Here is a 20612-nt window from a genome sequence, read left to right on the forward strand (position 1 = left end):
TGAGGTGGGATGCAGGCTTAGCCCGGGTCCGGTTGGCAGGGCTTCTACTCCAACGTATCGGCGGTGCCAACACCTGCGAACCCTGTTCCGCCCCCCTTGTTCCTGGAGGCGGCGGACCATAAGCAGGGCTGGCTTCGGACGTCAATGCCATCTGCCAACTATCCTCAAGGGCTCACCGCCGGCGGATCGACCCAGCCGACATTGCCATCCGTACGGCGGTAAATGATGTTCAACCGGCCGCTGCCGCCATGCTGGAACACCAGGCAGGAGGCGCCGGTCAGATCGAGCTCCATCACGGCTTCGCTGACCGACAGCCGCTTCAGCGCGGTGGTTGCCTCGGCAATGATCACCGGGCTGTATTCGGTGACCTCGTCCTCGTTCTCGGGCGCCTCGATGACGTAGCTCGGCGCGTCGAGTCCGACGCCATTCAATTCGGCAAGCGCGGCAGTCGCGGCATAGGTCTTGCGGGCGGAACGATCCTTAAGCCTGCTCTTGTAGCGGCGCAGACGCTTCTCGATCATCAAGAGCGCGGCGTCGGCGCTGGCATAGGCATCGGTGGCGTTGGATTCGGCTTCCAGCGTGATGCCGGAATCCAGATGCAGCGCGCAATCGGTTCGGAAGCCGAAGCCATCCTTGCTCAGCGTGATGTGACCCGAATAGTTGCCATCAAAATACTTTCGCAGGACCTCGTCGGTGCGCTCGCTGACGCGCGCGCGAAGCGCCTCGCCGATGCTGATGCTCTTTCCCGAGATTCGAAGGGTCATTTGATGCCTCAATTGCTGGATGCCTCGATCACTCTTGCAGGAGCATGATGCTTGCTGGGCTTCCGGTTACCTCCCTTTCTGAACGACGCTCGACCTGGAAAGATTGAGACTATCCCGATTTGGCGCGAACGCAACGAGCGCATGGCCCGCTCCGTACCCGGATGGGGTCACGCTCAAGAAGTAACCTAAACGGGGGCTGTATCGCGCGACCGGTCGGACGAGGAGGCAGGGGCCGAAAGGGCATTACCGAGCATGCTCTGTTTGTCACGGCGGCGCTGCACCGAGGATGGTATCCGCATCGCCTCGCGATATTTCGCGACGGTGCGGCGGGCGATATCAATGCCCGAGGCGCGCAAACGTTCCACGATCGTGTCGTCGGACAGGATTGCCGACGGCGCCTCGCCGTCGATCAATTGCTTGATGTGGTGACGCACCGCCTCGGCCGAATGCGCCTCGCCGCCGTCGGCCGACGCGATCGAGGCGGTGAAAAAATACTTCAATTCAAAACTGCCGCGATTGGTCGCCATGTATTTGTTGGCGGTGACGCGCGACACCGTCGATTCGTGCATCTGGATCGCGTCCGCGACCGCCTTCAGATTGAGCGGCCGCAAATGCGCGACGCCATAAGTGAAGAAGCCATCCTGCTGGCGGACGATTTCGGTCGCGACCTTCAGGATGGTGCGGGCGCGCTGATCGAGCGCGCGGACCAGCCAGGTCGCGTTCTGCAGGCAGTCGGTGAAGTACGACTTGTCACCGTCCTTGCGGATCGTCTTCGACAGCTCAGCGTAATAGGTCTGGTTGACCAGAACGCGCGGCAGAGTGTCGCTGTTGAGTTCGACATGCCAGCCGCCGTCGGGACCCGGACGCACATAGACGTCGGGCACCATCGTTTGCGTCCGCGCAGTGCCGAACTTCAGCCCGGGCTTCGGATCGAGCCGGCGGATCTCGGCGATCATGTCGGTGATGTCTTCGTCGTCGACGCCGCAGAGCTTTCGCAAGGCCGCGATGTCGCGCTTGGCGAGCAGGTCGAGATGCTCGACCAGCGCCTGCATCGCCGGATCGTAGCGATCGAGCTCGCGCAGCTGGATCGCGAGGCATTCGCTCAGGTTTCGCGCGCACACGCCCGGCGGATCGAATTTCTGCAACACCGCGACGACCTCGTCGACCGCTTGCTGCGACGCACCGAGCCGCTCGGCGGCCTGGCCGAGATCGGCCGGCAGGTAGCCGGCGTCGTCGACCAGGTCGATCAGATACTGCCCGATCATGCGCTGCGCCGGCGCCGAGAACGCCACCGCGAGTTGTTCGGCGAGGTGGTCGGCAAGTGTCAGCTCGGCGGCCACGAAAGCTTCGAGATTGTACTCGTCGTCGCTGGAGGCGCCGCCGCCCCATTCGGTGTAGACCGATGGCGGTGCATCCTGTGCGGCGCGCGCCGCCGCTTCCGCCGGCTCCTCGGAAAACACGTTGTCGAGGCGGGTATCGAGCGTCTGCTCGATCTCGGCGCGGCTGCCGAGGTCGCGGTTCAGCCATTCCTCCTGGCCGGGCTCGAAGGCGGCCTCGCCGCCTGGGCCGGCGGCCATGTCGGAAACGTCGCCATCGTCCCCATAGCTGCTGGAACCGTCGGAATCGCCGTAGTCCGGCCGCTCCATGGCCGGCTCGCCCGCCACCGGCGGCTCCGGCCCGTCGGCGGCCCGCTCCAGCAGCGGATTGCGCTCCAGCTCTTCCTCGACAAAGGCCGACAGGTCCAGGTTCGACAGTTGCAGCAGCTTGATCGCCTGCATCAGCTGCGGCGTCATCACCAGCGACTGCGACTGGCGGAACTCTAGTCTTTGGGTCAGCGCCATGGAGGCAAGAACGATCCTAAAGTTGGCTCGATTCTTGCTTATATTAGTCCGAAGCCCTTGTACACGGCTTGACGGATCGGAAAATAGCGCTAGAGGCGGAATTCCTCGCCAAGGTAAAGCCGACGTACATCGGGATCATTAACGATCTCCTCCGGGCTTCCCTCAGTCAAGATTTCACCAGCATAGACGATGTAGGCGCGGTCGGTCAGGCCGAGCGTCTCGCGGACATTGTGGTCGGTGATGAGCACGCCGATGCCGCGGTTGGTGAGATGGCGGACGAGGTCCTGGATGTCGCCGACCGCGATCGGGTCGATGCCGGCGAACGGCTCGTCGAGCAGCATGTAATTGGGGCGCGTCGCCAGCGCGCGCGCAATCTCGACGCGGCGGCGCTCGCCGCCGGACAGCGCGATCGACGGGCTCTTGCGCAACCGCGTGATGTTGAACTCGTCGAGCAGCGAATCCAGCTCGTGCTCGCGCTTCTTCTTCGAGGGCTCGACGACCTCGAGCACCGCGCGGATGTTCTGCTCGACCGACAGGCCGCGGAAGATCGAGGCTTCCTGCGGCAGATAGCCGATGCCGAGGCGAGCGCGCTGATACATCGGCAGCTTGGTGACGTCGTGGCCATCGAGCTCGATGGCGCCGCGATCGGCCTTGATCAGCCCGGTGATCATGTAGAACACGGTGGTCTTGCCGGCGCCGTTGGGCCCGAGCAGGCCGACCGCTTCGCCTCGCCGCACATAGATGCTGACGCCGCGCACGACCTGGCGGCTGCCAAAACTCTTTTCCACGCTATGCACAGCCAGATAGCCCGGCCGCTTGATCAGCTGCGGCGCGGCGGGCGCGCTGTTCCTGGCCGGCCTCGCACGTGCCGGTGCTGCTGCCGGTTGGGATCGCGGCAGCTCGACGCCGGGAGCCGACGCGGCGCGCGCCATCGGCGGCGCATCACGCACCGGAGACGTCAGCATCTCGCCGAACTGGTCGTCGAGCGCCGTGATGTCGTCATGCGAGCGCGCAAATCCGGTACTGCGTTTCGCAGAGCGCCGCCGGAACATGCCGAGAAAATCCACCATCCCCGCTTCGCTTCAGCCTTTCACGGTGATCCCGCGACCCTGCCTGCGCATCGATCGATTCGCATGCGACGCCGCAAGCATGAGCCGGAAATCTGAATACCGGCCTTCCCGCGCGACAAAAGCGGACGCATTTGCGCGGAGATCATGCTCGAACAACACGGCAAAGCGCGATCACCCGCGCCTTGAATGAATGGATGCCCCTGTCCCGGCCAACATAATCCCCTCGAGGCGGCATTGTTCGGCCGAGCCGCTGCAGTAGATACAGTCTCGCCCCGCCGGCTTCAACCTCGCGGCCGCAGAATATTATCTAACCAATTGATTCTGCTTGACCTTACGTGAGGCTTACTTGGACTTGCCGCCCGGAATCAGCTGCAGCGGCGACGGGGCCGGGGCGGAGCCCGGGGCGGCCGGCGCGCCGCACTTGCCGCTCTGTCCGCCCGGCGACTGGATGAACAGGCCCTGCACCTTGCCATTGTCGGCTTCGACGCGCGAGACGCCGGTGGTCATGTCGACCAAAAGGCGGTCGCCGCGCAGCACATTTTGGCACTGGGTCAGCACCACCTGGCTGCCGCCGCCGCCGAGCATCGTGATCAAATTGGTCTTGGTGTCGAAGATCGCGGTCTCGCCGGTGACGACCTGGTCCTTCTGGGTCACGACAACATTGCCCTTGGCCTCCAGCCGCTTGATCGAGGAGGCGCCGCCGGGGCCCGGGGTTGCCGATTGCATCGGCGCGGCGCCCTTGGCGGCTGCACCCTTGGTGCCGGTCGGGGCGGGCGCCGGCGCCTGGGTCGATTTATCCTCGTAGAACACGACCAGCGTCTTCGACGTCATGGTGGTGTCGCCCTGCACGACCTTCACATTGCCGGCGAAGGTCGCCTCCTTTTTCTTGTCGCGCATTTCCAGCGAGGCGGCCTCGATCTGGATCGGCTGGTCGCGGTTCTGCGAGAAGCCCTGCATGGCGTTGGGCACGCCGCTCATCGAGCCCTGCGCGAACGCAGCACTCGCGGCGAAAAGCGCGAACAGGAACGCCGCAATTGCCATGCCGTGCGGAAAACGTCTCATCATCAAAATCATTTCGTGTTGGCGGATTTGCGTGGCTTCGGTGACGGCGGCGGCGGTGGAGCGGGCTCGGCCGGCGGGGCGGCATTGTTGTCGCCGAGCTTGTCGAGATTCATCACGACATTGCCTTCGAACCGCACCAGCTCGCCGCTGTTGTAGATCCGAAGCCTGTCGGCGGTCAGCGTGCCGTCGAGCAGCTTGACGTCGACATGCTCGTCCGACGATACGTTGCCCTTGTTGATGTCGACGAAGGCCTGCGTCAGCCTGGCCTCATAGCCGGTGGACGACTGCAGGAAGATGTCCTGGCGCAAGTCGAGCAGCTGCTTCTTGTTGTCGAAGAAGCCGGTGCGCGCATCCATCGTCACCGTCGACTGATCCTGTTGCGCCACCTTCGCGCGGATCGTCTTCAGCTCGACATGGTCAGGATCGGTGACGTCCTGGATCGCCGCCTTGGCCCACATTTCGTAAGGCCGTCCGTCGTTGGAGAAGCCGGCGATATGCGGCGCTTCCATCGTGATCTTGGTGCCGGACACGACGAGGTTATCCATCTCGAGCGGCAGCTTGGGGATCAGGTCGTGGAACGGATTGAACAGCGCGATGTAGATGACCACGGCCATCGCCAGCCCGACCATCGCGGGCACCGCGACGCGCAGGATCCGCACCATGCGGCTGTGCCGCGCGGCGGCGGCAAAGCGCGCCTCGAGGCCCGTGACATAGGCTGGATTCTGAACCGAATTCACCTGAGCTCCAGAGGCGCGAAACTGCCCCTATTCTAGCCGGAGCCGCCCAAATATGCAGCCCGGACCTCGCCTCGCGCCCCCGCACCGGACCACGCGTGAACAGTTTGGCCGAAACGGGGCGGAACTGCCCCGGCCGCGACGAATTCGGCGCGCATCATGAATGGGCGAAAATGTCCTCGGCCTCCCAGCCGTCGAGATCGAGCCTGGCGCGGGCGGGGAGGAAGTCGAAGCAGGCCTGGGCGAGATCTGTCCGTCCCTCGCGCGCGAGCATGACATTCAGCTTGTCGCGCAGCGCATGCAGGTGCAGCACGTCGGAGGCGGCGTAGGCGAGCTGGGCCTCGCTGAGGCTTTGCGCGCCCCAGTCGCTCGACTGCTGCTGCTTCGACAATTCGACGTTCAGCACCTCGCGCACCAGATCCTTCAGGCCGTGGCGATCGGTGTAGGTGCGCGACAGCCGCGAAGCGATCTTGGTGCAATAGACCGGCGTCGGCATCACGCCGAACGTGTTGTAGAGCACCGCGACGTCGAACCGTGCGAAATGGAAGATCTTGGTGATGCCGGGATTGGCGAGCAGCGCCTTCAGGTTCGGCGAATCGGTGTGGCCCTTCGGAATCTGGATCACGTCGGCGGTGCCGTCGCCGTTCGACATCTGCACCACGCAGAGCCGGTCACGGTGCGGATGCAGCCCCATGGTCTCGGTGTCGATCGCCACCGAGTCGGTGTAGCGGGACAGATCGGGCAGGTCGCCGCGATGCAGGCGGATGGTCATGCTGTCAAAAACCTCGTCGAATCGCCGTCGGAATAAACTACCGTCCAATCCGCCGACAGGCGAGCATGCGCCAGTCTTCGGATCGCACCGGCATCGGGGCCGGTCAGGACCGGACACGAGCAGCGGGAATCCTTAATTGTTCCGGCACAGATAGTTCAGGGTGTACCGCCATTGTGCAGCGGAGACAATGGGTTGCTATCCCGCCGCGCGCGCCCCACGAGGGCGTGCCATCACTGCCAGCTGACGCGCAGGCCGAAGCGGCCGGTGATATCCTCGCGATGGAGGCTGTCCACCGAGGTCGTGTAGCCGGCGCTCGCATAGGCGCTGATCGTGCGATTGAGCTGCGCGGAGACGCCGGCACCGATCTCGACGGCGGTGCCGCGGCTTTGCACGCCGATCAGGTCCGTCGTCGCGAACGCGATGCTGCGGTCATTCGCGGCCGTGTGCCAGAGATTGGCCTCGAGATAGGGACGCAATTCGGCCATGCCGACGACGAACGTTGCCGGAATGTGCACGCCAAGCCGCCCGGTCAGCGTATCGGCACTGCCGAGCGCGACGCTCGAGAACATGTCGTTGAAGCTGTCGAACGACTGCCGCTGCCAGATCAGCTGCGCCTGCGGCTCGATCGCGAGAAAGCTGTTCAGTGGGATCGGCGCGCCGGCTTCCAGCGATGCAGCGACGCCGGTGCCGGACACCCGCGCGCCGACCTGACGATCCGACTGCGGGCTTGCGCCGTAGAAGCTGCCCATCAGCACGGCGTCGACATACCAGCCCGACGGGCCGACATGGGTCCAGTAGCCGCCGATATTCTGGCTGTCGATCGAGAGCGTGCCGGTGCGGACGTCGTTCAGGCCGAGCGCGAAGCCGTTGATGGTGCCGCTGGCCCAGCCATACGCGTAGAAGAATCCGGCGCGATCATGATGCTCGGGCGCGGACTGGAAGCGCAGGATGTCGACGCCGACCTGCACGCCGGCCATGGTGCCGTCGAAGGCGTGGCTGACCGTGCCGGCCCAGCTCTGCGAGCTGTGCGAGCCGTAGGCACGCGCCCACGCCGCCGGCTGTTCGCCGCCGCTGGTCAGCAAGGCTTGACCGCCCTGGCGCTGATGGAAGGTGCCGAGCGTCGCCAGCCCGAGCTTTTGCGCCACCTGCGGCAGCGCCGAATAGACCGACACCTCTTCACGGTAGAGCTGGACCGGCGCGGCGCCTGCCGGCGGCGGCGTCAGCGACGACAGATCCTCGGCAGGCAGCCCCGGAGGCGGCGGCACCACGTTGGGCGATGAAGGCGGCGCCGGTGCAGGCGCAGCCGGGGGCGCAGGCGAGGCCGTGCCGGGCAACAATGTCGAGCGCAGATACCAGTTGTTGGCGCTGCCGGCGGAGACGCCGCCGCGGAACAGCAGATATTCGTGAGCGCCGGCCACGACGGCGTTGGAGAGGCCGAATGCGCCCGCGGCCGTGGTGCCGCCGTTGACGGCCTGCACCACCATGATGCCGTCGGCGGTGGTCAGTGCGCCGGCGCCGCCGGCATTGGTGACGGTCACCGCGGTCGAGCCCGACGCATTGCCGCCGGAGATGACGAGCCGATCCGACGGCGACCCATCGCCACCGAGCACGGTGCGCAGATAGAGCCCGCCGCCATTGCCGACATAGTTGCCCGCGATCGTCAGGCTGTTCGCCGCGATGGCGCCGCCATTGGTCAGGTTGATGACACCGGCATTGGTGACGGTGATCGGCGGGCCACCCGGAAACGGCGTGATCGACGGATTGGCGCCATTGCCCGCCAGCAGGCTGGTGCCGGCCGCGATCGTCACATTGCCGGTCAGCGACGTCTGCAGCGTCAGCGAACCGCTGTTGATGAAGGTGTTGGCGAAGGTGCCGGTACCGGCCCAGGTCCAGTCATTGCCTTCCATCGTCAGCGTCTGGAATCGCGCAAACGCATTGTCGACCGTGCCGCTGCCTTGCAGCCGCACCTGGTTGTTGCCGCCGCCGCCATCGGCAAGCCCAACGATCTGCGAGCCGGTTTGCAGGATCATGGTCACCGCGCCGCCGCCGCCCGCGAGCGCCGTGCCGCCGTTGCCGGCGATCAGGCCGGCATTGACGATGGTGGTGGCGCCGTTGAGCGTGCGGATCGCGGGTCCCGCCTGGCTGATGATCTTGCCGCCGGCGAGGTTCTCGATGCGGGCGGTGAACGACGATCCGGCGGTGTTGGAGAACACGCCGTCGGCATTGACGCCGCGTGCCTCGATCGTGCCGCTGTTGCGCAACACGCCCGCATTGCCTTGCATGAACACGGTGTTGTTGGCGGTGCCGCCCGCGTCACCACCGGTCGTCAGTAGCGTGCCGGTATTGGTGATGGTCGCAAACTGGCCGGCGGAGAAGATCGCACGGGCGCCTGCGCCGGCCGTGGTGATGGTGCCGCTATTGGTGAAGGTGTTGCTGTCGCCGGTCTGCACAAAAAGGCCGTGCGATTGCGGGCCCTGGGTGGTGATCGTCCCGGTATTGATCAGCGTGTTGTTGTTGTGCTGCGTGAGACCAGTGATGGCAAGGCCGCGCGAGGTGCCGTTCTGCGTCGTGATCGCGCCGTTGTTGATCAGCGTGTTGCCGTTGCTGCTGGCGGCGATCGCATTGCTGCCGGCGCCCGAGGTCGTGATCACGCCCGACGCGCCGTTGGTGAAGACATTGCCGTCGCCACTGCCGAAGATGCCGGTGCCACCGCCGCTGATGGTCAGCGTGCCGTTGTTGGTGGCGGCGCTGCTGGAGACAAGGCCGATCGCGGTCGCTCCGGCGCCCGGCGTGATGCCGGCGCCCTGCAGCACGTTCACGGTGACGTTCGAGCTGCCGGCAACGGCCTGCACGCCGGTCGGCGAGGGATTCGGCGCTGTGGTCGAGCAGGTTACCGTCTGCCCGCTCGCCGGCGCGAGACTGTCGCAGGCCGCAAACGCCGGCGACGTGGACAACAGACAACCGCCACCCAAGGCCGTGCACGACAGGATCGCCGCGAGCCGCGAGGAAACCATGCCCCTACTCCACCGTCGGCGCGAAGCCGAGCCCCCGGCCTCGCCGCCATCTGCTACCCCCGCCCCGCTCTCAGCTCCGCTGATCCGCTCCGTTCAAGCTTGAAGCGATTTGCAGCGACCTGTTGCGCAGCCGCCACAGACGGAACCATTAGATGCATCGGTCTGATTCACACGCTTGACGTGCGTACTCTTCCAAGGTTGTGAAGTACAGCATTCACCCGTTGCAGTTATCGACCGACACAACCGGAAACAATCGCCATGGCGTCTCGGGCGCGCCGCTGCCCCCATTTTCTCGCCAAGTTCGATGTGGGCACGCGGCCAGGTCGGGGCCAAGTCATTGCCGCTACGCGTTCGATTTCGAGGGAACTGTTGCCCGCGTGCCCCATGAAATCCGACCGCGCCCTCCCTATCTGTTGCCGGCCAGCACCGGCCTCCCCAATGAAATGAGCCTTATGTCCGACCAGACCATCGCTGCGCCGATCGACGACGACCAGCAGGAGCGTGGCTTCTCGCGTTACCAATCGTTCCTGATCGCGCTGCTCGCCTTCACGCAATTCACGCTGATCCTCGATTTCATCATCATGTCGCCGCTCGGCGCCATCCTGATGCCGTCGCTGAACATCACGGCCGGGCAATTCGGCGTCGCGGTCTCGGCCTACGCGTTCGCGGCCGGTATTTCCGGCGTCCTCGCCGCCGGCTTTGCCGATCGCTTCGACCGCAAGCGGCTGCTGCTGTTCTTCTATGTCGGCTTCATGCTCGGCACCGTTCTCTGCGCGCTGGCGCAGAATTTTCACGTGCTGCTGCTCGGCCGCATCGTCACCGGCATTTTCGGCGGGGTGATCGGCTCGGTGGTGCTCGCCATCGTCACCGACCTGTTCCCGCTGCAACAGCGCGGCCGCGCGATGGGGGTGCTGCAGACGGCGTTCGCCGCGAGCCAGGTGCTCGGCGTGCCGGCCGGCCTGTTCCTGGCCAATCACTGGAACTGGCACATCTGCTTCGTGGCCATCGTCGGGCTGTCGATTGCCGCGATCGCGGCGATTGCGATCGCGATGCAGCCGGTCGATGCCCATCTCAAATTGCAGCACGACAGCAATCCGTTCCGCCATCTGATCGCAACCGTGGGCCAGCCGCGCTATACGCTGGCCTTCCTGGTGACGACGCTGCTCGCGACCGGCGGCTTCATGCTGATGCCGTTCGGCAGCGCCTTCACCGTGCATAATCTCGGCATCGACATCGTCCACCTGCCGACGATCTATCTCGTCTCAGGCCTGTTCAGCATCATCATCGGGCCGCTGGTCGGCCGCGCCAGCGATGCGTTCGGCAAATATCCGACCTTCGCATTCGGCTGCGTGGTGACGGTGATCATGGTGCTGATCTACACCAATCTCGGCCACGTCTCGCTGCTGACCGCGATCGTGGTCAATGTGCTGATGTTCATCGGCATCTTCTCGCGCATGATCCCGTCCCAGGCGCTGATGTCGGCGATTCCCGACGCCAGCCAGCGCGGATCGTTCAGCGCGATCTCGGCCTCGGTGCAGCAGCTGTCGGGCGGGCTGGGTTCGGTCTTTGCGGCGGCGATCATCGCGGAAAATCCCGACGGTTCGCTGCTGCATTTCGACCGGCTGGGCTACATCGTCGTCGCAACCACCATTATTTCGATGATCGCGATGTATTTCGTGCAGCGGCCGATCGCGCGACGCGCGGGCCGGCGGATCGTGTGACGGCAGGCGCCGCTCGTTCCGGCTACACGGGCTGGGACGCAGGCTCGGGCCTGCGCGCGTCCCGGCTAGCCGCCGCGGATGCTTGACCTCCGCGGTTGACGAAGCTCGGCAGCTACATTTGAAGCAAGGAAACGAGAGGAATTGTGCAGAATGCTTTGTCGAGCAAGACCTTGCGAAGGCGCTGCGCAACGCCGCGGAGCTTCGGGTGGTGTTCCACCAACCGCTTGGTGCGGTCCACCGCGGACATCACTCCGGCGGCCTGTCGGCCGAGCCTGGTGAGCGGAATGAAACTGTCGAACAATGGCTCGTCGTCCTTGCAGAATAGCCGCTTGTAGTCATGCGAGCCGAGGCCGAAGTCGAAGGCGCGATAGTGCCGGCCGGCAAAATGATGGATGATTTCCTGCATCAAGAGCAGGCCGGGACTGAATTTCGCGCTGCCTGACAAAGTGTAGGTGTTGAACATCGTCGAGAAGCGGTGGCCATCGGCAGCCAAGGCGAAGATCGCGATCACTTCCTCGTCGCATTCGAGCGCATGGATTTCGATGACACGGCCGCCGTGGGACAGCCTTGTCATGCAGGCGGCGCGGATGAATTTCTCCACGGCGCGTTCGGCGAACACATTGGACTGCTTCCGCTCGGCCAACCGCTCCGACTTCACGCGGAAGAACCAGTCGAGCAGGCGGTCGATGTCGGCATCAGCGGAGGCGACGTGATAGCGGTAGCCGGTCAGCTCCAGCAGTTTGCGCTGCTTGAGCTTCATGCGGCGGGAGAGATTGCCGACCAGGTTCAAGGCCGTTGCGCCCGGCTCGATTGTGCGCATCGGGCAGTTCAAGACCAGGGGCTCGTGAGGCAGCAGCGCCAGCGGGTTCTGCACGCCGCGCCACTGCGCCGGCTGCTGGCGCAACGCCAGCACGTCGACTTTGTCACGCTTGGCGAGCATCGCCATGAATGCGTGGAGATCGGCCTTCGTGGCACCGGAAGCGAACCCGCGCTCCCACAGGCCCATATTGAAGGTTGCGTGCTCGCCCCCCATGAAGCTCGCGCGGCGCACGCCGAAGGCCGTTTGCAGAGCAAGCGGCAGCAAGCCCCGTGCTTGGCCATCGCCGTCACGCGCGATAACGATGAAAGGCGACAGTCCCGCGCGCTCACCGACCTCACGCTGCCACGGGGCGAGGAAGTCGAACCGCTGAAAGGGCGTGATGGAATGACTCGAGTTCTCAAGACTCCGCCAGATCGTCTCGGCGGCGTCGAGATCGTGGACGACGTCGACGGCGGCGATGCGCGTTGCTCGCGCCGTCCGGCTTTCGATCGCGATCATCGCCAAGCTCTGTCGTGGTGTATAGTCGCAGCGGGCTGAGGCCGTCCAGTCGGCGCCGATCTGAGCGTAATTCGATGTCGGGACAAAATTGGCAAAAATGCCGCAGGACCAGAGAACTGGGATTACCTCCATCGTTTATTCGTTGGTCATGAAGCTGTCGTTTCCGTTTCGGATACACCTGCCTTCAGGCTCCATGTTGACAACGGAAGCACGTATTCGGCGGCCACGTGGTCAACACACCGCCACGGCTCATCTCGTGATATCAAGCTGCGATGGCGGATCACTTGGTACAGCCCGGCATGATCGAAATTGCGATCGAGCCTAGGCCGAAGGCCGACCATCAGCGGCTCGAGGCTGCGCTTGCCGACGCCATTCAGCGCGATCTCGGCCTCGGTGCAGCAGCTGTCGGGCGGGCTGGGCTCAGTCTCTGCGGCGGCGGCGATCGCCGGCGTTCTCAAATTCCGAGCATCGGCCGACGTGTTCAGCCAATCGCAAACATGTCGGCACGCTCAATGATCAGATCGCGGAATAGTCTCGCGCGGTGCGACATCCAATGCGGGTCAGGATAGACGAGATGCATCGGGAGCGATGGTACCGCATAATCCGGCAGCAGATGAACAAGCCGGCCTGCGGCGATGTGTTCGACGGCGCACCAGCTTGGCAGCACCGCGACGCCGAGGCCCTCAACCGTCGCGAGCGTCATCACGTCGGCGTCGTCGCAGGTCATGGACGGCGCGATCTCGACCACATGGCGGCCGGTCTCGGCTTCGAACGTCCACTGGTTCCGCGGCGACAAGCGCGAATACGTTACGCTCGGCATGCGGCGCAGATGGTCGGGGAGGAGCGGGGCTTGATGCCGTGCGAGCAGTGAAGGGGCCGCCACCAGGAGGCGCTTGATGGTGCCGACGCGCCGCGCCACCAGCGAGCTGGAGTTCAGCATTCCGATCCGAATTGCCAGTTCCGTCCCGGTCTCCACCAGGTCTACGAACTGCTCGGTGAAGCTCACATCGAGCCGCACGTCGGGATAGCGGCGAAGATACTCCGCGAAAATGCCGCGGAAAAAATACCGACCGAACGAGGTCGGCACAGTGATCCGCAAGGTCCCCGACGGACCGCGAACCCGGCTCTGCGCCGGCGTGCTGGCACTTTCCAACAGCGCGACGATGTCCTTGGCGAGCTTGAGCACGCGATCGGCCTCCGGCGTCGGACGAACCTTGCGCGTAGTGCGGACGAACAGCCGGCAGCCGAACTCCGCCTCCAACAGCGCCACGCGCTTGCTGATGGCCGGCTGTCCGAGGCCCAGATCGCTCGCGGCCTGGCTGAAGCTGCCGGCCTCCATCACGCGAATGAAGGTTTGCAGCGCATCGATCCGATCCATGCATTCCTCCCAGGAATTTGTAATATTCTTATCATTCCCTACATGAGCACAGTCGATCCGGTCTAGCCTCTCGGTAACCAGGGAGGATCAACAATGAACAAATCGATCGGGATCGTCGGCGCCGGAATCGGCGGCCTGCATCTGGCTCTTTATCTGCAACAGCACGGGATCCAGGCGACGGTGCTGACCGACCGCACTCCGGAGCAGTACGCCTCGGCACGGCTGATGAACACGGTCGCCCATCACAGCGTCACCATCGCGCGTGAGAACGAGCTAGGCGTGAACCATTGGGATGACGCGGCCACGATCTACCACCACCACGACCATTTCTTTAATTTCCCAGGCAACGGGCTGCTGTTTCGCGGCGCGTTCAAGAAGCCGAGCCGGGCAGTGGATTACCGCATGTACCTGCCCGCGCTGATGAAGGATTTCGAGCATCGCGGCGGCAGCATCGAATATGCCAGCATCCAGGACGACGACATCCCGGCTCTGGTTTCACGCTTTGACCTTCTCGTCGTGTCGACCGGCAAGGGTGCGCTCGGGCGAATGTTCGCCCATCGGCCGGAGTTGTCCCCCTACAGCCAGCCACAGCGCCTGCTCTGCGTGGGCATCTATGACGGCGTCGATCACGGCAGCCCGAACGGTGACGACCCGCGCGGTGTCACGCTCTCGGTGTCGCCCGGACATGGCGAGATGATCGTCATTCCGACGCTGTCATTCAACGGCATGAAGACAGCGCTCCTGATGGAGAACATTCCCGGCGGCGACATGGCCGATCTGGTCTCGCTGAACTACGACGCGGACCCTGCAGCCTTCCGCCAGACAATTCTCGACAAGCTGGAAAAGCATCATCCGCACACCTACAACCGGATCGATACCCATCGCTTCGGGCTTGCCCAGCCGCTCGACCTGCTGCAAGGCGCGGTGGTGCCGACCGTGCGGCAGTCATCGGTCGCCGTCGATGGCGAGAAATTCGCCGTCGCGCTGGGCGACGTCCATTCAGTGGTCGACCCGTTGATGGGCCAAGGCGCCAACATCGCCTCCTACGCCGCCTTCGAACTCGGCAAGGCGATCGTGGAAACGGTGGCCTTCGACGCTCGCTTCGTTGAAGAGGTGGATCGCGCCCGCGAAAATCGCGTGTTCGCGGCTGCGCGCTGGACGAATCTGATGCTGCGGCCGCCGTCCGAGGCGATGGGTCGGCTGATCCTCACCATGGCGCAGGACCGAGAACTCTGCGACGAGTTCACCGATAATTTCAACTACCCGGAGCGCCAGTGGGATCGCGTCGCGACCGACAAGCGCATCCACGCTTGGATCGACAGGCGCGCGCCGCTCGCCGCCTGACGCAACAATGATCGCGAGCCGGCCGTACGGTCCACTTGCACCAGGCAGCTGCCTGCCGAAAAACCATCGCTCGAGCCACACGCCGAAAGGCGCGACCTCTTGCCGTTTCGCCATGGAGCGCTATCGATGAACCCGCATCCCGATCCGGCGAGCTTCCGGGAGGCCGCTGCGCGCTTCCCCACAGGCGTGACAGTCGTGGCGAGCATCGACCGCGACGGCACTCCGGTCGGCATGACGGCCAACACCTTCACAACCGTCTCCACCAAACCGCCGACCGTGCTGGTGTCGGTGATGCGAGGGCGGACCTGGCAGGCGATCATGGATTCGAAGCGTTACGCCGTGAATGTCCTTCACGCGGAAGATCTCGCACTCTGCGCGCACTTCTCCGGCAGACCGCGGGCCGAAGGCTCGCAATCGCTGGTCGAACGGGAAGAGTTTCCCGTCCTGCTGCAAGCGATCGCCCAGTTCGCTTGCGACGTGGTCCGGTCAATTGACGTCGCCGACCACACGCTATTCATTGGCGAGGTCCGCTGGTGCCGGCAGCGAGACGGTTCCCCGCTCGCCTTTTATTCCAGCCGATTCTACAACGGGCTCGGTGCGGCGATCATGCCCGCGGAGACGATCGCCTATCCCGCCGACGGATGGGCGATCTAGGCGAAGCGCGAAGCCTTCGCGCGACGAACCCTGTAGAACCCGAAATTTGCGGCGCACTGGAGCGGTGGCCACCCGGGAGAACGGTCGCAAGCGCCAGCTGAGCAGGATGCCTACTAAGCTCGTCTCAAAAGGCCGTCCTGAGGTGCTGGAATGAAGATCGGGGACAGAGTCGAAGTCATGGCGATTCCGGATGCGCTACCGGAGCACATGGGAACGCAGGCGCTCTTCATGAAGTGCCTCGGCCGCCATTTTCCGATCGTCGATCTCAAAGAAGATCTGGTCGAGCTCGAAGTCGGCGAGGTCCTCGGGGGAGCCAAGCTACATGCACTCCATTTGGATCGAACGAGAATACGTCCGTCTCGCCTGACGGAGGAAATGCGCAAACGGTCGCGTACCGGAAACCGAGGCCGATGTAGCTAGGTTGGGCGGCGGTATCATCGCCATCTCACCTGCTCTCGCTGGGTTACGGCTTCGCCGCACCCCCTCCGGATACTGAGCGATTTCAATCGCTTAAAAAGGGGGTGGTGCCCAGGAAAGGACTCGAACCTTCACGGCCGTTAAGCCACTGGCACCTGAAGCCAGCGCGTCTACCAATTCCGCCACCTGGGCATGTGGAGCGGCTTAGTAAGGATCGGTTGCGCGCTTGTCAAATTCGCGATTGGAAATTCAAATACCCTGTACAGGATAAGGCCGATGGCGTATCGCCAGACGGTTAACCCACGTCAATCGCTCTCGAATCCCACAGGAATCACCCCATGGCATCGAACCTGGACACGCTGGTCACGGTCTTCGGCGGATCGGGTTTTCTGGGGCGGAACGTGGTCCGGGCGCTCTGCAAGCGCGATTACCGCGTCCGAGTCGCGGTGCGGCGGCCTGAACTGGCCGGCCACCTGCAGCCGCTCGGCCGTGTCGGGCAGATTCATGCCGTCCAGGCCAATGTGCGTTACCCGGCCTCGGTCGAGGCGGCGATGCGCGATTCGCATATCGCCATCAACCTGGTCGGCATCCTGGCCGAGGGCGGCGGGCAGAGCTTCAATGCCGTGCAGGTGAAGGGCGCCGAGAGCATCGCCAAGGCGGCGGCCGCTGCCGGCGGACGGATGGTCCACGTCTCGGCGATCGGGGCCGACGCGGATTCGCCCTCGAGCTATTTCCGCGCCAAGGCGGAGGGCGAGGCGGCGGTGCTGGCGGCCTTGCCACAGGCCACCATCATGCGGCCGTCGCTGCTGTTCGGACCCGAGGATCAGTTCACCAACCGCTTTGCGGCGCTGGCACGGATGTCACCGGTGCTGCCGCTGGTCGGCGGCGGGGTCAACACGGTGCAGCCGGCCTATGTCGGCGACGTCGCGGTCGCCGTGGCCAATGCCGTGGACGGCAAGGCGAAGCAGGGCGCAGCTTACGAGCTCGGCGGGCCGGAAGTGCTGACCATGCGCGAGGTGATGCAGATCATCCTCAAGATCACCCAGCGCGATCGCATGCTGGCGCCGCTGCCGTTCGGCCTCGCCAAGTTCCAGTCGTATTTCCTGCAGTTCGCGCCGGGGCCGTTCACGCTGACGCCGGACCAGGTCGAGATGCTGCGTTCGGACAATGTGGTGTCCGACGCCGCCAAGGCCGCCGGCCTGACCTTCACAGGCCTCGGCATCTCGCCGGATTCGATGGAAGCGATCGCCCCGCAATATCTCTGGCGCTTCCGCGCGACGGGCCAGTTCCAGAAGAAGAGCGCGTAGGCAGCTCTCTCCACTTGTCGTCCCGGCGAAGCCACGCGAGAGCCGGGACGGGCACTGCCCCACTACGCTTGCCCACGCACGCAGCGTTTTTCCCGTCATCCTGAGGTGCGAGCGAAGCGAGCCTCGAAGGATGCACGGCCACAGTCGGGCCGTCGCCCTTCGAGACGGCCGCTTTGCGGCCTCCTCAGGGTAACGGTGATGGGATGGAGTCCGTCGCGCCTTACCGTCCCATCGCCAGCGCGATCAGGCCGAGCGTGCCGACGATCACACGCCACCAGGCGAAGAAGGTGAAGCCGCGGCGGGTGACGAAGTTGAGGAACGCCCGCACCACGATCATCGCCGTGATGAACGACACCACGAAGCCGACCGCGATGACGCTGAGATTGTCGGAGGTGAAGTCGGCGCGGTTCTTGTAGAAATCATAGGCGAACGCGCCGACCATGGTCGGGATCGCGAGGAAGAACGAGAACTCCGCCGCCGAGCGCTTGTCGGCGCCGAGCAGCATCGCCGCCACGATGCTGGCGCCCGAGCGCGACACGCCGGGAATCATCGCCAGGCACTGCGCGACGCCGATCCAGAAATACATCAGCAGCGGGAATCGGGTCGCATCGTCCTCGTACACTTTGAGATCGAGCTGATCGACCCACAGCAGCACGGCGCCGCCGACGATCAGCGTGAAGCAGACCACCCACGGATTGAACAGGAACTCCTTGATGTATTTGCCGGCGATCAGGCCGATCACGACGGCAGGCAGGAACGCCACCAGCACGCCGATCACGAAGCGGCGGTCGTCGGGATTGGTGAACATGCCGAGCGCGACGCGCCACAATTTGACGAAGTAGAGCGCGAGGATCGCGAGGATCGCGCCGAGCTGAATCAGGATCGCAAAGCTCTTCCAGAAATTGCCTTCGCCCAGATTGAAGAAGCGCTCCGCAAGCAGCAGGTGGCCTGTCGAGGAGACCGGCAGGAACTCCGTGACGCCCTCGATGATGCCGAGAATCACCGCCCGCAGCATATCCGTCATCATGTTGTGGCCTGCCCTGTGTGGAAAACGGGATTCTTCTCGCTTATTCGCACATTGGCCGCAATCGCAAAAAATCGTCAAACAATGGGTTACCCGGCCGATTTGCTGAGCTATAGCGTTTTTGTGACCCGCACCATCTGCGGGGATGGCTACCGGTTTGCGTGCTGACGCGACATAGAGACGACCGGAACTGGTCTGGCCAAAGCACAGGTCCAGGCCGCACAGGTTGATGATTTCTTAAGCGCCGCGAAACTACCAAGGGCTTCATGTATACGCTGTATCACCATCCCTTCTGTCCGCATTCGCGCTTCATTCGGCTCGTGCTCGGCGAGTATGGGCTCGATTTGCGCCTTGTGGAGGAACGGGTGTGGGAACGGCGCGAGGCGTTCCTGGCGCTCAATCCGGCGGCCACCACGCCGGTGCTGATCGCCGAGGGTTTTCCGCCGATCCCGGGTGCGCCTGTGATCGCCGAATATGTCGACGAGGCGCATGGCCTCGATGCCGGCGATCGGCGGCTGTTGCCGACCTCGACGGCCGAGCGCGTCGAGGTGCGCCGGCTGATGGCGTGGTTCAACGAAAAATTCTTCGAGGAAGCCTCCAACCCGCTGGTGACCGAGCGGATCTACAAGCGCTTCATGAGCGAGGACAATGGCGGCGGTCCGCCGGCCCCCGACGTCATGCGCGCCGCCAAGGTCAATGTGCGCTATCATCTGAGCTATATCGGCTGGCTGGCGAAGACGCGGAACTACCTCGCCGGCGACCGCCTCACCTACGCGGATCTCGCCGCCGCGGCGCATCTCTCGGCGATCGACTATCTGGGCGACGTGCCATGGAGCGAGGACGACGCGGCAAAGTCGTGGTACGCGCGGGTGAAGTCCCGCCCGTCGTTCCGCCCGCTGCTCAGCGAATGGCTGGCGGGGGTGCCGGCGTCGCGCACCTATGTGGACCTCGACTTCTGAACCCGGCGGTCAGGCTCTCCCCTTCCGATCTCAAGGCGGCGCTTCAGCGCGAGGCACGCGCGCTCGGCTTCGATGCCATCGGCTTCACCGCGCCTGACGCGACCAGCGAAGCCGGAAAATATTTCCTCGAATTCCTCGGCTCCGGCGGCCATGGCGACATGGACTGGCTCGCCGCCAATCCGGAGCGGCGCGCCGATCCGCGCGTGCTGTGGGGCGGCGTGCGCTCGATCATCATGCTCGGCGTCAATTACGGGCCGGACGACGACCCGCTCGACATCCTCGCGCGCCGGTCGCGTGGCGCGATCTCGGTCTATGCGCAGGGCGACGACTATCACGACGTGATCAAGAAGCGGCTGAAGATCCTGGCGCGCTGGCTCGCCACGATCACCGGCGACGAGGTGAAGGTGTTCGTCGACACCGCCGCGGTCATGGAGAAGCCGCTCGCCCAGGCGGCCGGCATCGGCTGGCAGGGCAAGCACACCAATCTCGTGTCGCGCGAATTCGGCTCGTGGCTGTTTCTCGGGGCGATCTATTCGGCGACCGAGCTGCCGCGCGATGATGCCGAGGCCGATCATTGCGGCAGCTGCCGCGCCTGCCAGGACATCTGCCCGACCGCAGCGTTCCCCGCGCCCTACAAGCTCGATGCGCGGCGCTGCATCTCGTATCTGACGATCGAGAACAAGGGTCCGATTCCGCACGAATTCCGCAAGAGCATCGGCAACCGCATCTATGGCTGCGACGATTGCCTCGCGGTGTGTCCGTGGAACAAGTTCGCGCAAGCGGGGCGCGAGCAGAAGCTCGCCGCGCGCGATACGTTGCGGGCGCCGGCGCTCGCCGATCTCGCACGGCTGGATGATGCCGCCTTCCGCGCTCTGTTCACGAAGTCGCCGGTCAAGCGCATCGGCCGCGACCGCTTCATCCGCAATGTGCTGATCGCGATCGGCAACTCCGGCGATGCAAGTCTTGCCGGCGAAGCGCGGCGTTTGCTCGACGATGCGAGCCCGCTGGTGCGCGGCGCCGCGGTGTGGGCGCTGTCGCAGCTGATCACGCGCGATGCGTTCGCCGCGCTGGCGTCGCGGGCCGGCGGCGAGCCCGACGTCACGGTGCAGCAGGAGTGGCGCGCGGCTCTGTCCCCTCATCCTGAGGAGCGCGCAGCGCGTCTCGAAGGATGAGGCCACAGACCGGGCCTCATGGTTCGAGACGCCGCTACGCGGCTCCTCACCATGAGGGTGA

18 protein-coding genes and 1 tRNA gene are annotated in these 20612 nt (G+C 64.6%); 7 read left to right on the top strand and 12 right to left on the bottom strand.

Going from position 1 to position 20612, the window contains the following annotated elements; translation table 11 throughout:
* Positions 1-164: 164 nt before the first annotated feature.
* From hpf to PMN64_RS04170, 7 genes are all read right to left on the bottom strand, one after another.
* The gene (gene hpf, locus PMN64_RS04140) at positions 165-764 is read right to left on the bottom strand and encodes a ribosome hibernation-promoting factor, HPF/YfiA family (RefSeq protein ID WP_028337939.1); all 600 of its coding nucleotides are present in this window, start codon (positions 762-764) and stop codon (positions 165-167) included.
* A gap of 185 nt (positions 765-949) precedes the next feature.
* Positions 950-2605, bottom strand: a complete 1656-nt coding sequence (gene rpoN, locus PMN64_RS04145) for an RNA polymerase factor sigma-54 (RefSeq protein WP_038382655.1) — start codon at positions 2603-2605, stop codon at positions 950-952.
* An 89-nt stretch (positions 2606-2694) separates the two neighbouring features.
* Positions 2695-3675 carry an LPS export ABC transporter ATP-binding protein gene (gene lptB, locus PMN64_RS04150; protein WP_028341724.1) on the bottom strand — a complete coding sequence of 327 codons (981 nt, stop codon included), beginning with the start codon at positions 3673-3675 and terminating at the stop codon, positions 2695-2697.
* Positions 3676-4017: 342 nt separating this feature from the next.
* Complete coding sequence (locus tag PMN64_RS04155) at positions 4018-4740, bottom strand: LptA/OstA family protein (RefSeq protein WP_051002757.1); 723 nt, start codon at positions 4738-4740, stop codon at positions 4018-4020.
* 5 nt (positions 4741-4745) lie between these two features.
* A complete protein-coding gene (gene lptC, locus PMN64_RS04160) occupies positions 4746-5474 on the bottom strand; it encodes an LPS export ABC transporter periplasmic protein LptC (protein WP_411779815.1) in 729 nt (242 codons plus the stop codon).
* A 154-nt stretch (positions 5475-5628) separates the two neighbouring features.
* On the bottom strand, positions 5629-6243 hold the full coding sequence (locus tag PMN64_RS04165; protein ID WP_304497924.1) for a ribonuclease D: 615 nt from the start codon (positions 6241-6243) through the stop codon (positions 5629-5631).
* A gap of 230 nt (positions 6244-6473) precedes the next feature.
* Positions 6474-9257, bottom strand: coding sequence for an autotransporter outer membrane beta-barrel domain-containing protein (locus PMN64_RS04170; protein WP_411779816.1), 2784 nt, complete (start codon positions 9255-9257; stop codon positions 6474-6476).
* Between the two features lie 452 nt (positions 9258-9709).
* On the opposite strand from PMN64_RS04170, the gene PMN64_RS04175 reads away from it, so the two are divergent.
* A complete protein-coding gene (locus tag PMN64_RS04175) occupies positions 9710-10978 on the top strand; it encodes an MFS transporter (RefSeq protein WP_411779817.1) in 1269 nt (422 codons plus the stop codon).
* Positions 10979-11090: 112 nt separating this feature from the next.
* Here PMN64_RS04175 and PMN64_RS04180 read toward each other — a convergent pair whose 3' ends face one another.
* The 3 genes from PMN64_RS04180 to PMN64_RS04190 all read right to left on the bottom strand — a co-directional run bounded on the left by PMN64_RS04180 (position 11091) and on the right by PMN64_RS04190 (position 13674).
* The gene (locus PMN64_RS04180; RefSeq protein WP_411779818.1) at positions 11091-12296 is read right to left on the bottom strand and encodes a GNAT family N-acetyltransferase; all 1206 of its coding nucleotides are present in this window, start codon (positions 12294-12296) and stop codon (positions 11091-11093) included.
* 146 nt (positions 12297-12442) lie between these two features.
* The gene (locus PMN64_RS04185) at positions 12443-12754 is read right to left on the bottom strand and encodes a hypothetical protein (protein WP_411779819.1); all 312 of its coding nucleotides are present in this window, start codon (positions 12752-12754) and stop codon (positions 12443-12445) included.
* 23 nt (positions 12755-12777) lie between these two features.
* Positions 12778-13674: a LysR family transcriptional regulator gene (locus PMN64_RS04190; protein ID WP_411779820.1), complete on the bottom strand. Its 897-nt coding sequence runs from the start codon at positions 13672-13674 to the stop codon at positions 12778-12780.
* 93 nt (positions 13675-13767) lie between these two features.
* Between PMN64_RS04190 and styA the strand changes: the two genes are divergently transcribed.
* From styA to PMN64_RS04205, 3 genes are all read left to right on the top strand, one after another.
* Positions 13768-15018, top strand: coding sequence for a styrene monooxygenase subunit StyA (gene styA / locus PMN64_RS04195; RefSeq protein WP_411779821.1), 1251 nt, complete (start codon positions 13768-13770; stop codon positions 15016-15018).
* Between the two features lie 126 nt (positions 15019-15144).
* A complete protein-coding gene (locus PMN64_RS04200; protein ID WP_411779822.1) occupies positions 15145-15672 on the top strand; it encodes a flavin reductase family protein in 528 nt (175 codons plus the stop codon).
* A gap of 150 nt (positions 15673-15822) precedes the next feature.
* Entirely contained in the window at positions 15823-16092 is a 270-nt protein-coding gene (locus PMN64_RS04205; RefSeq protein WP_411779823.1) for a hypothetical protein, read from the top strand.
* A 102-nt stretch (positions 16093-16194) separates the two neighbouring features.
* Here PMN64_RS04205 and PMN64_RS04210 read toward each other — a convergent pair.
* Positions 16195-16281 (bottom strand) — tRNA-Leu (locus tag PMN64_RS04210).
* A 146-nt stretch (positions 16282-16427) separates the two neighbouring features.
* Between PMN64_RS04210 and PMN64_RS04215 the strand changes: the two genes are divergently transcribed.
* Entirely contained in the window at positions 16428-17396 is a 969-nt protein-coding gene (locus PMN64_RS04215; protein ID WP_411779824.1) for a complex I NDUFA9 subunit family protein, read from the top strand.
* A 220-nt stretch (positions 17397-17616) separates the two neighbouring features.
* Here PMN64_RS04215 and PMN64_RS04220 read toward each other — a convergent pair whose 3' ends face one another.
* The gene (locus PMN64_RS04220) at positions 17617-18423 is read right to left on the bottom strand and encodes an undecaprenyl-diphosphate phosphatase (protein WP_028341730.1); all 807 of its coding nucleotides are present in this window, start codon (positions 18421-18423) and stop codon (positions 17617-17619) included.
* Between the two features lie 263 nt (positions 18424-18686).
* On the opposite strand from PMN64_RS04220, the gene PMN64_RS04225 reads away from it, so the two are divergent.
* Complete coding sequence (locus PMN64_RS04225; RefSeq protein WP_028341731.1) at positions 18687-19379, top strand: glutathione S-transferase family protein; 693 nt, start codon at positions 18687-18689, stop codon at positions 19377-19379.
* Entirely contained in the window at positions 19328-20551 is a 1224-nt protein-coding gene (gene queG, locus PMN64_RS04230) for a tRNA epoxyqueuosine(34) reductase QueG (protein ID WP_411779825.1), read from the top strand. Before PMN64_RS04225 ends, queG begins: the two co-directional genes overlap by 52 nt.
* The last annotated feature ends 61 nt before the right edge of the window (positions 20552-20612 follow it).

The organism is Bradyrhizobium sp. UFLA01-814, from assembly GCF_046718885.1.
Lineage (GTDB): Bacteria > Pseudomonadota > Alphaproteobacteria > Rhizobiales > Xanthobacteraceae > Bradyrhizobium > Bradyrhizobium elkanii.

What these genes read in the sequence shown, in the direction of transcription:
- hpf (WP_028337939.1), bottom strand. Translation starts at nt 764, where the DNA reads ATGACCCTTCGAATCTCGGGAAAGAGCATCAGCATCGGCGAGGCGCTT.
- rpoN (WP_038382655.1), bottom strand. Translation starts at nt 2,605, where the DNA reads ATGGCGCTGACCCAAAGACTAGAGTTCCGCCAGTCGCAGTCGCTGGTG.
- lptB (WP_028341724.1), bottom strand. Translation starts at nt 3,675, where the DNA reads ATGGTGGATTTTCTCGGCATGTTCCGGCGGCGCTCTGCGAAACGCAGT.
- PMN64_RS04155 (WP_051002757.1), bottom strand. Translation starts at nt 4,740, where the DNA reads ATGATGAGACGTTTTCCGCACGGCATGGCAATTGCGGCGTTCCTGTTC.
- PMN64_RS04165 (WP_304497924.1), bottom strand. Translation starts at nt 6,243, where the DNA reads ATGACCATCCGCCTGCATCGCGGCGACCTGCCCGATCTGTCCCGCTAC.
- PMN64_RS04170 (WP_411779816.1), bottom strand. Translation starts at nt 9,257, where the DNA reads ATGGTTTCCTCGCGGCTCGCGGCGATCCTGTCGTGCACGGCCTTGGGT.
- PMN64_RS04175 (WP_411779817.1), top strand. Translation starts at nt 9,710, where the DNA reads ATGTCCGACCAGACCATCGCTGCGCCGATCGACGACGACCAGCAGGAG.
- PMN64_RS04180 (WP_411779818.1), bottom strand. Translation starts at nt 12,296, where the DNA reads ATGATCGCGATCGAAAGCCGGACGGCGCGAGCAACGCGCATCGCCGCC.
- PMN64_RS04190 (WP_411779820.1), bottom strand. Translation starts at nt 13,674, where the DNA reads ATGGATCGGATCGATGCGCTGCAAACCTTCATTCGCGTGATGGAGGCC.
- styA (WP_411779821.1), top strand. Translation starts at nt 13,768, where the DNA reads ATGAACAAATCGATCGGGATCGTCGGCGCCGGAATCGGCGGCCTGCAT.
- PMN64_RS04200 (WP_411779822.1), top strand. Translation starts at nt 15,145, where the DNA reads ATGAACCCGCATCCCGATCCGGCGAGCTTCCGGGAGGCCGCTGCGCGC.
- PMN64_RS04205 (WP_411779823.1), top strand. Translation starts at nt 15,823, where the DNA reads ATGAAGATCGGGGACAGAGTCGAAGTCATGGCGATTCCGGATGCGCTA.
- PMN64_RS04215 (WP_411779824.1), top strand. Translation starts at nt 16,428, where the DNA reads ATGGCATCGAACCTGGACACGCTGGTCACGGTCTTCGGCGGATCGGGT.
- PMN64_RS04220 (WP_028341730.1), bottom strand. Translation starts at nt 18,423, where the DNA reads ATGATGACGGATATGCTGCGGGCGGTGATTCTCGGCATCATCGAGGGC.
- PMN64_RS04225 (WP_028341731.1), top strand. Translation starts at nt 18,687, where the DNA reads ATGTATACGCTGTATCACCATCCCTTCTGTCCGCATTCGCGCTTCATT.
- queG (WP_411779825.1), top strand. Translation starts at nt 19,328, where the DNA reads ATGGCTGGCGGGGGTGCCGGCGTCGCGCACCTATGTGGACCTCGACTT.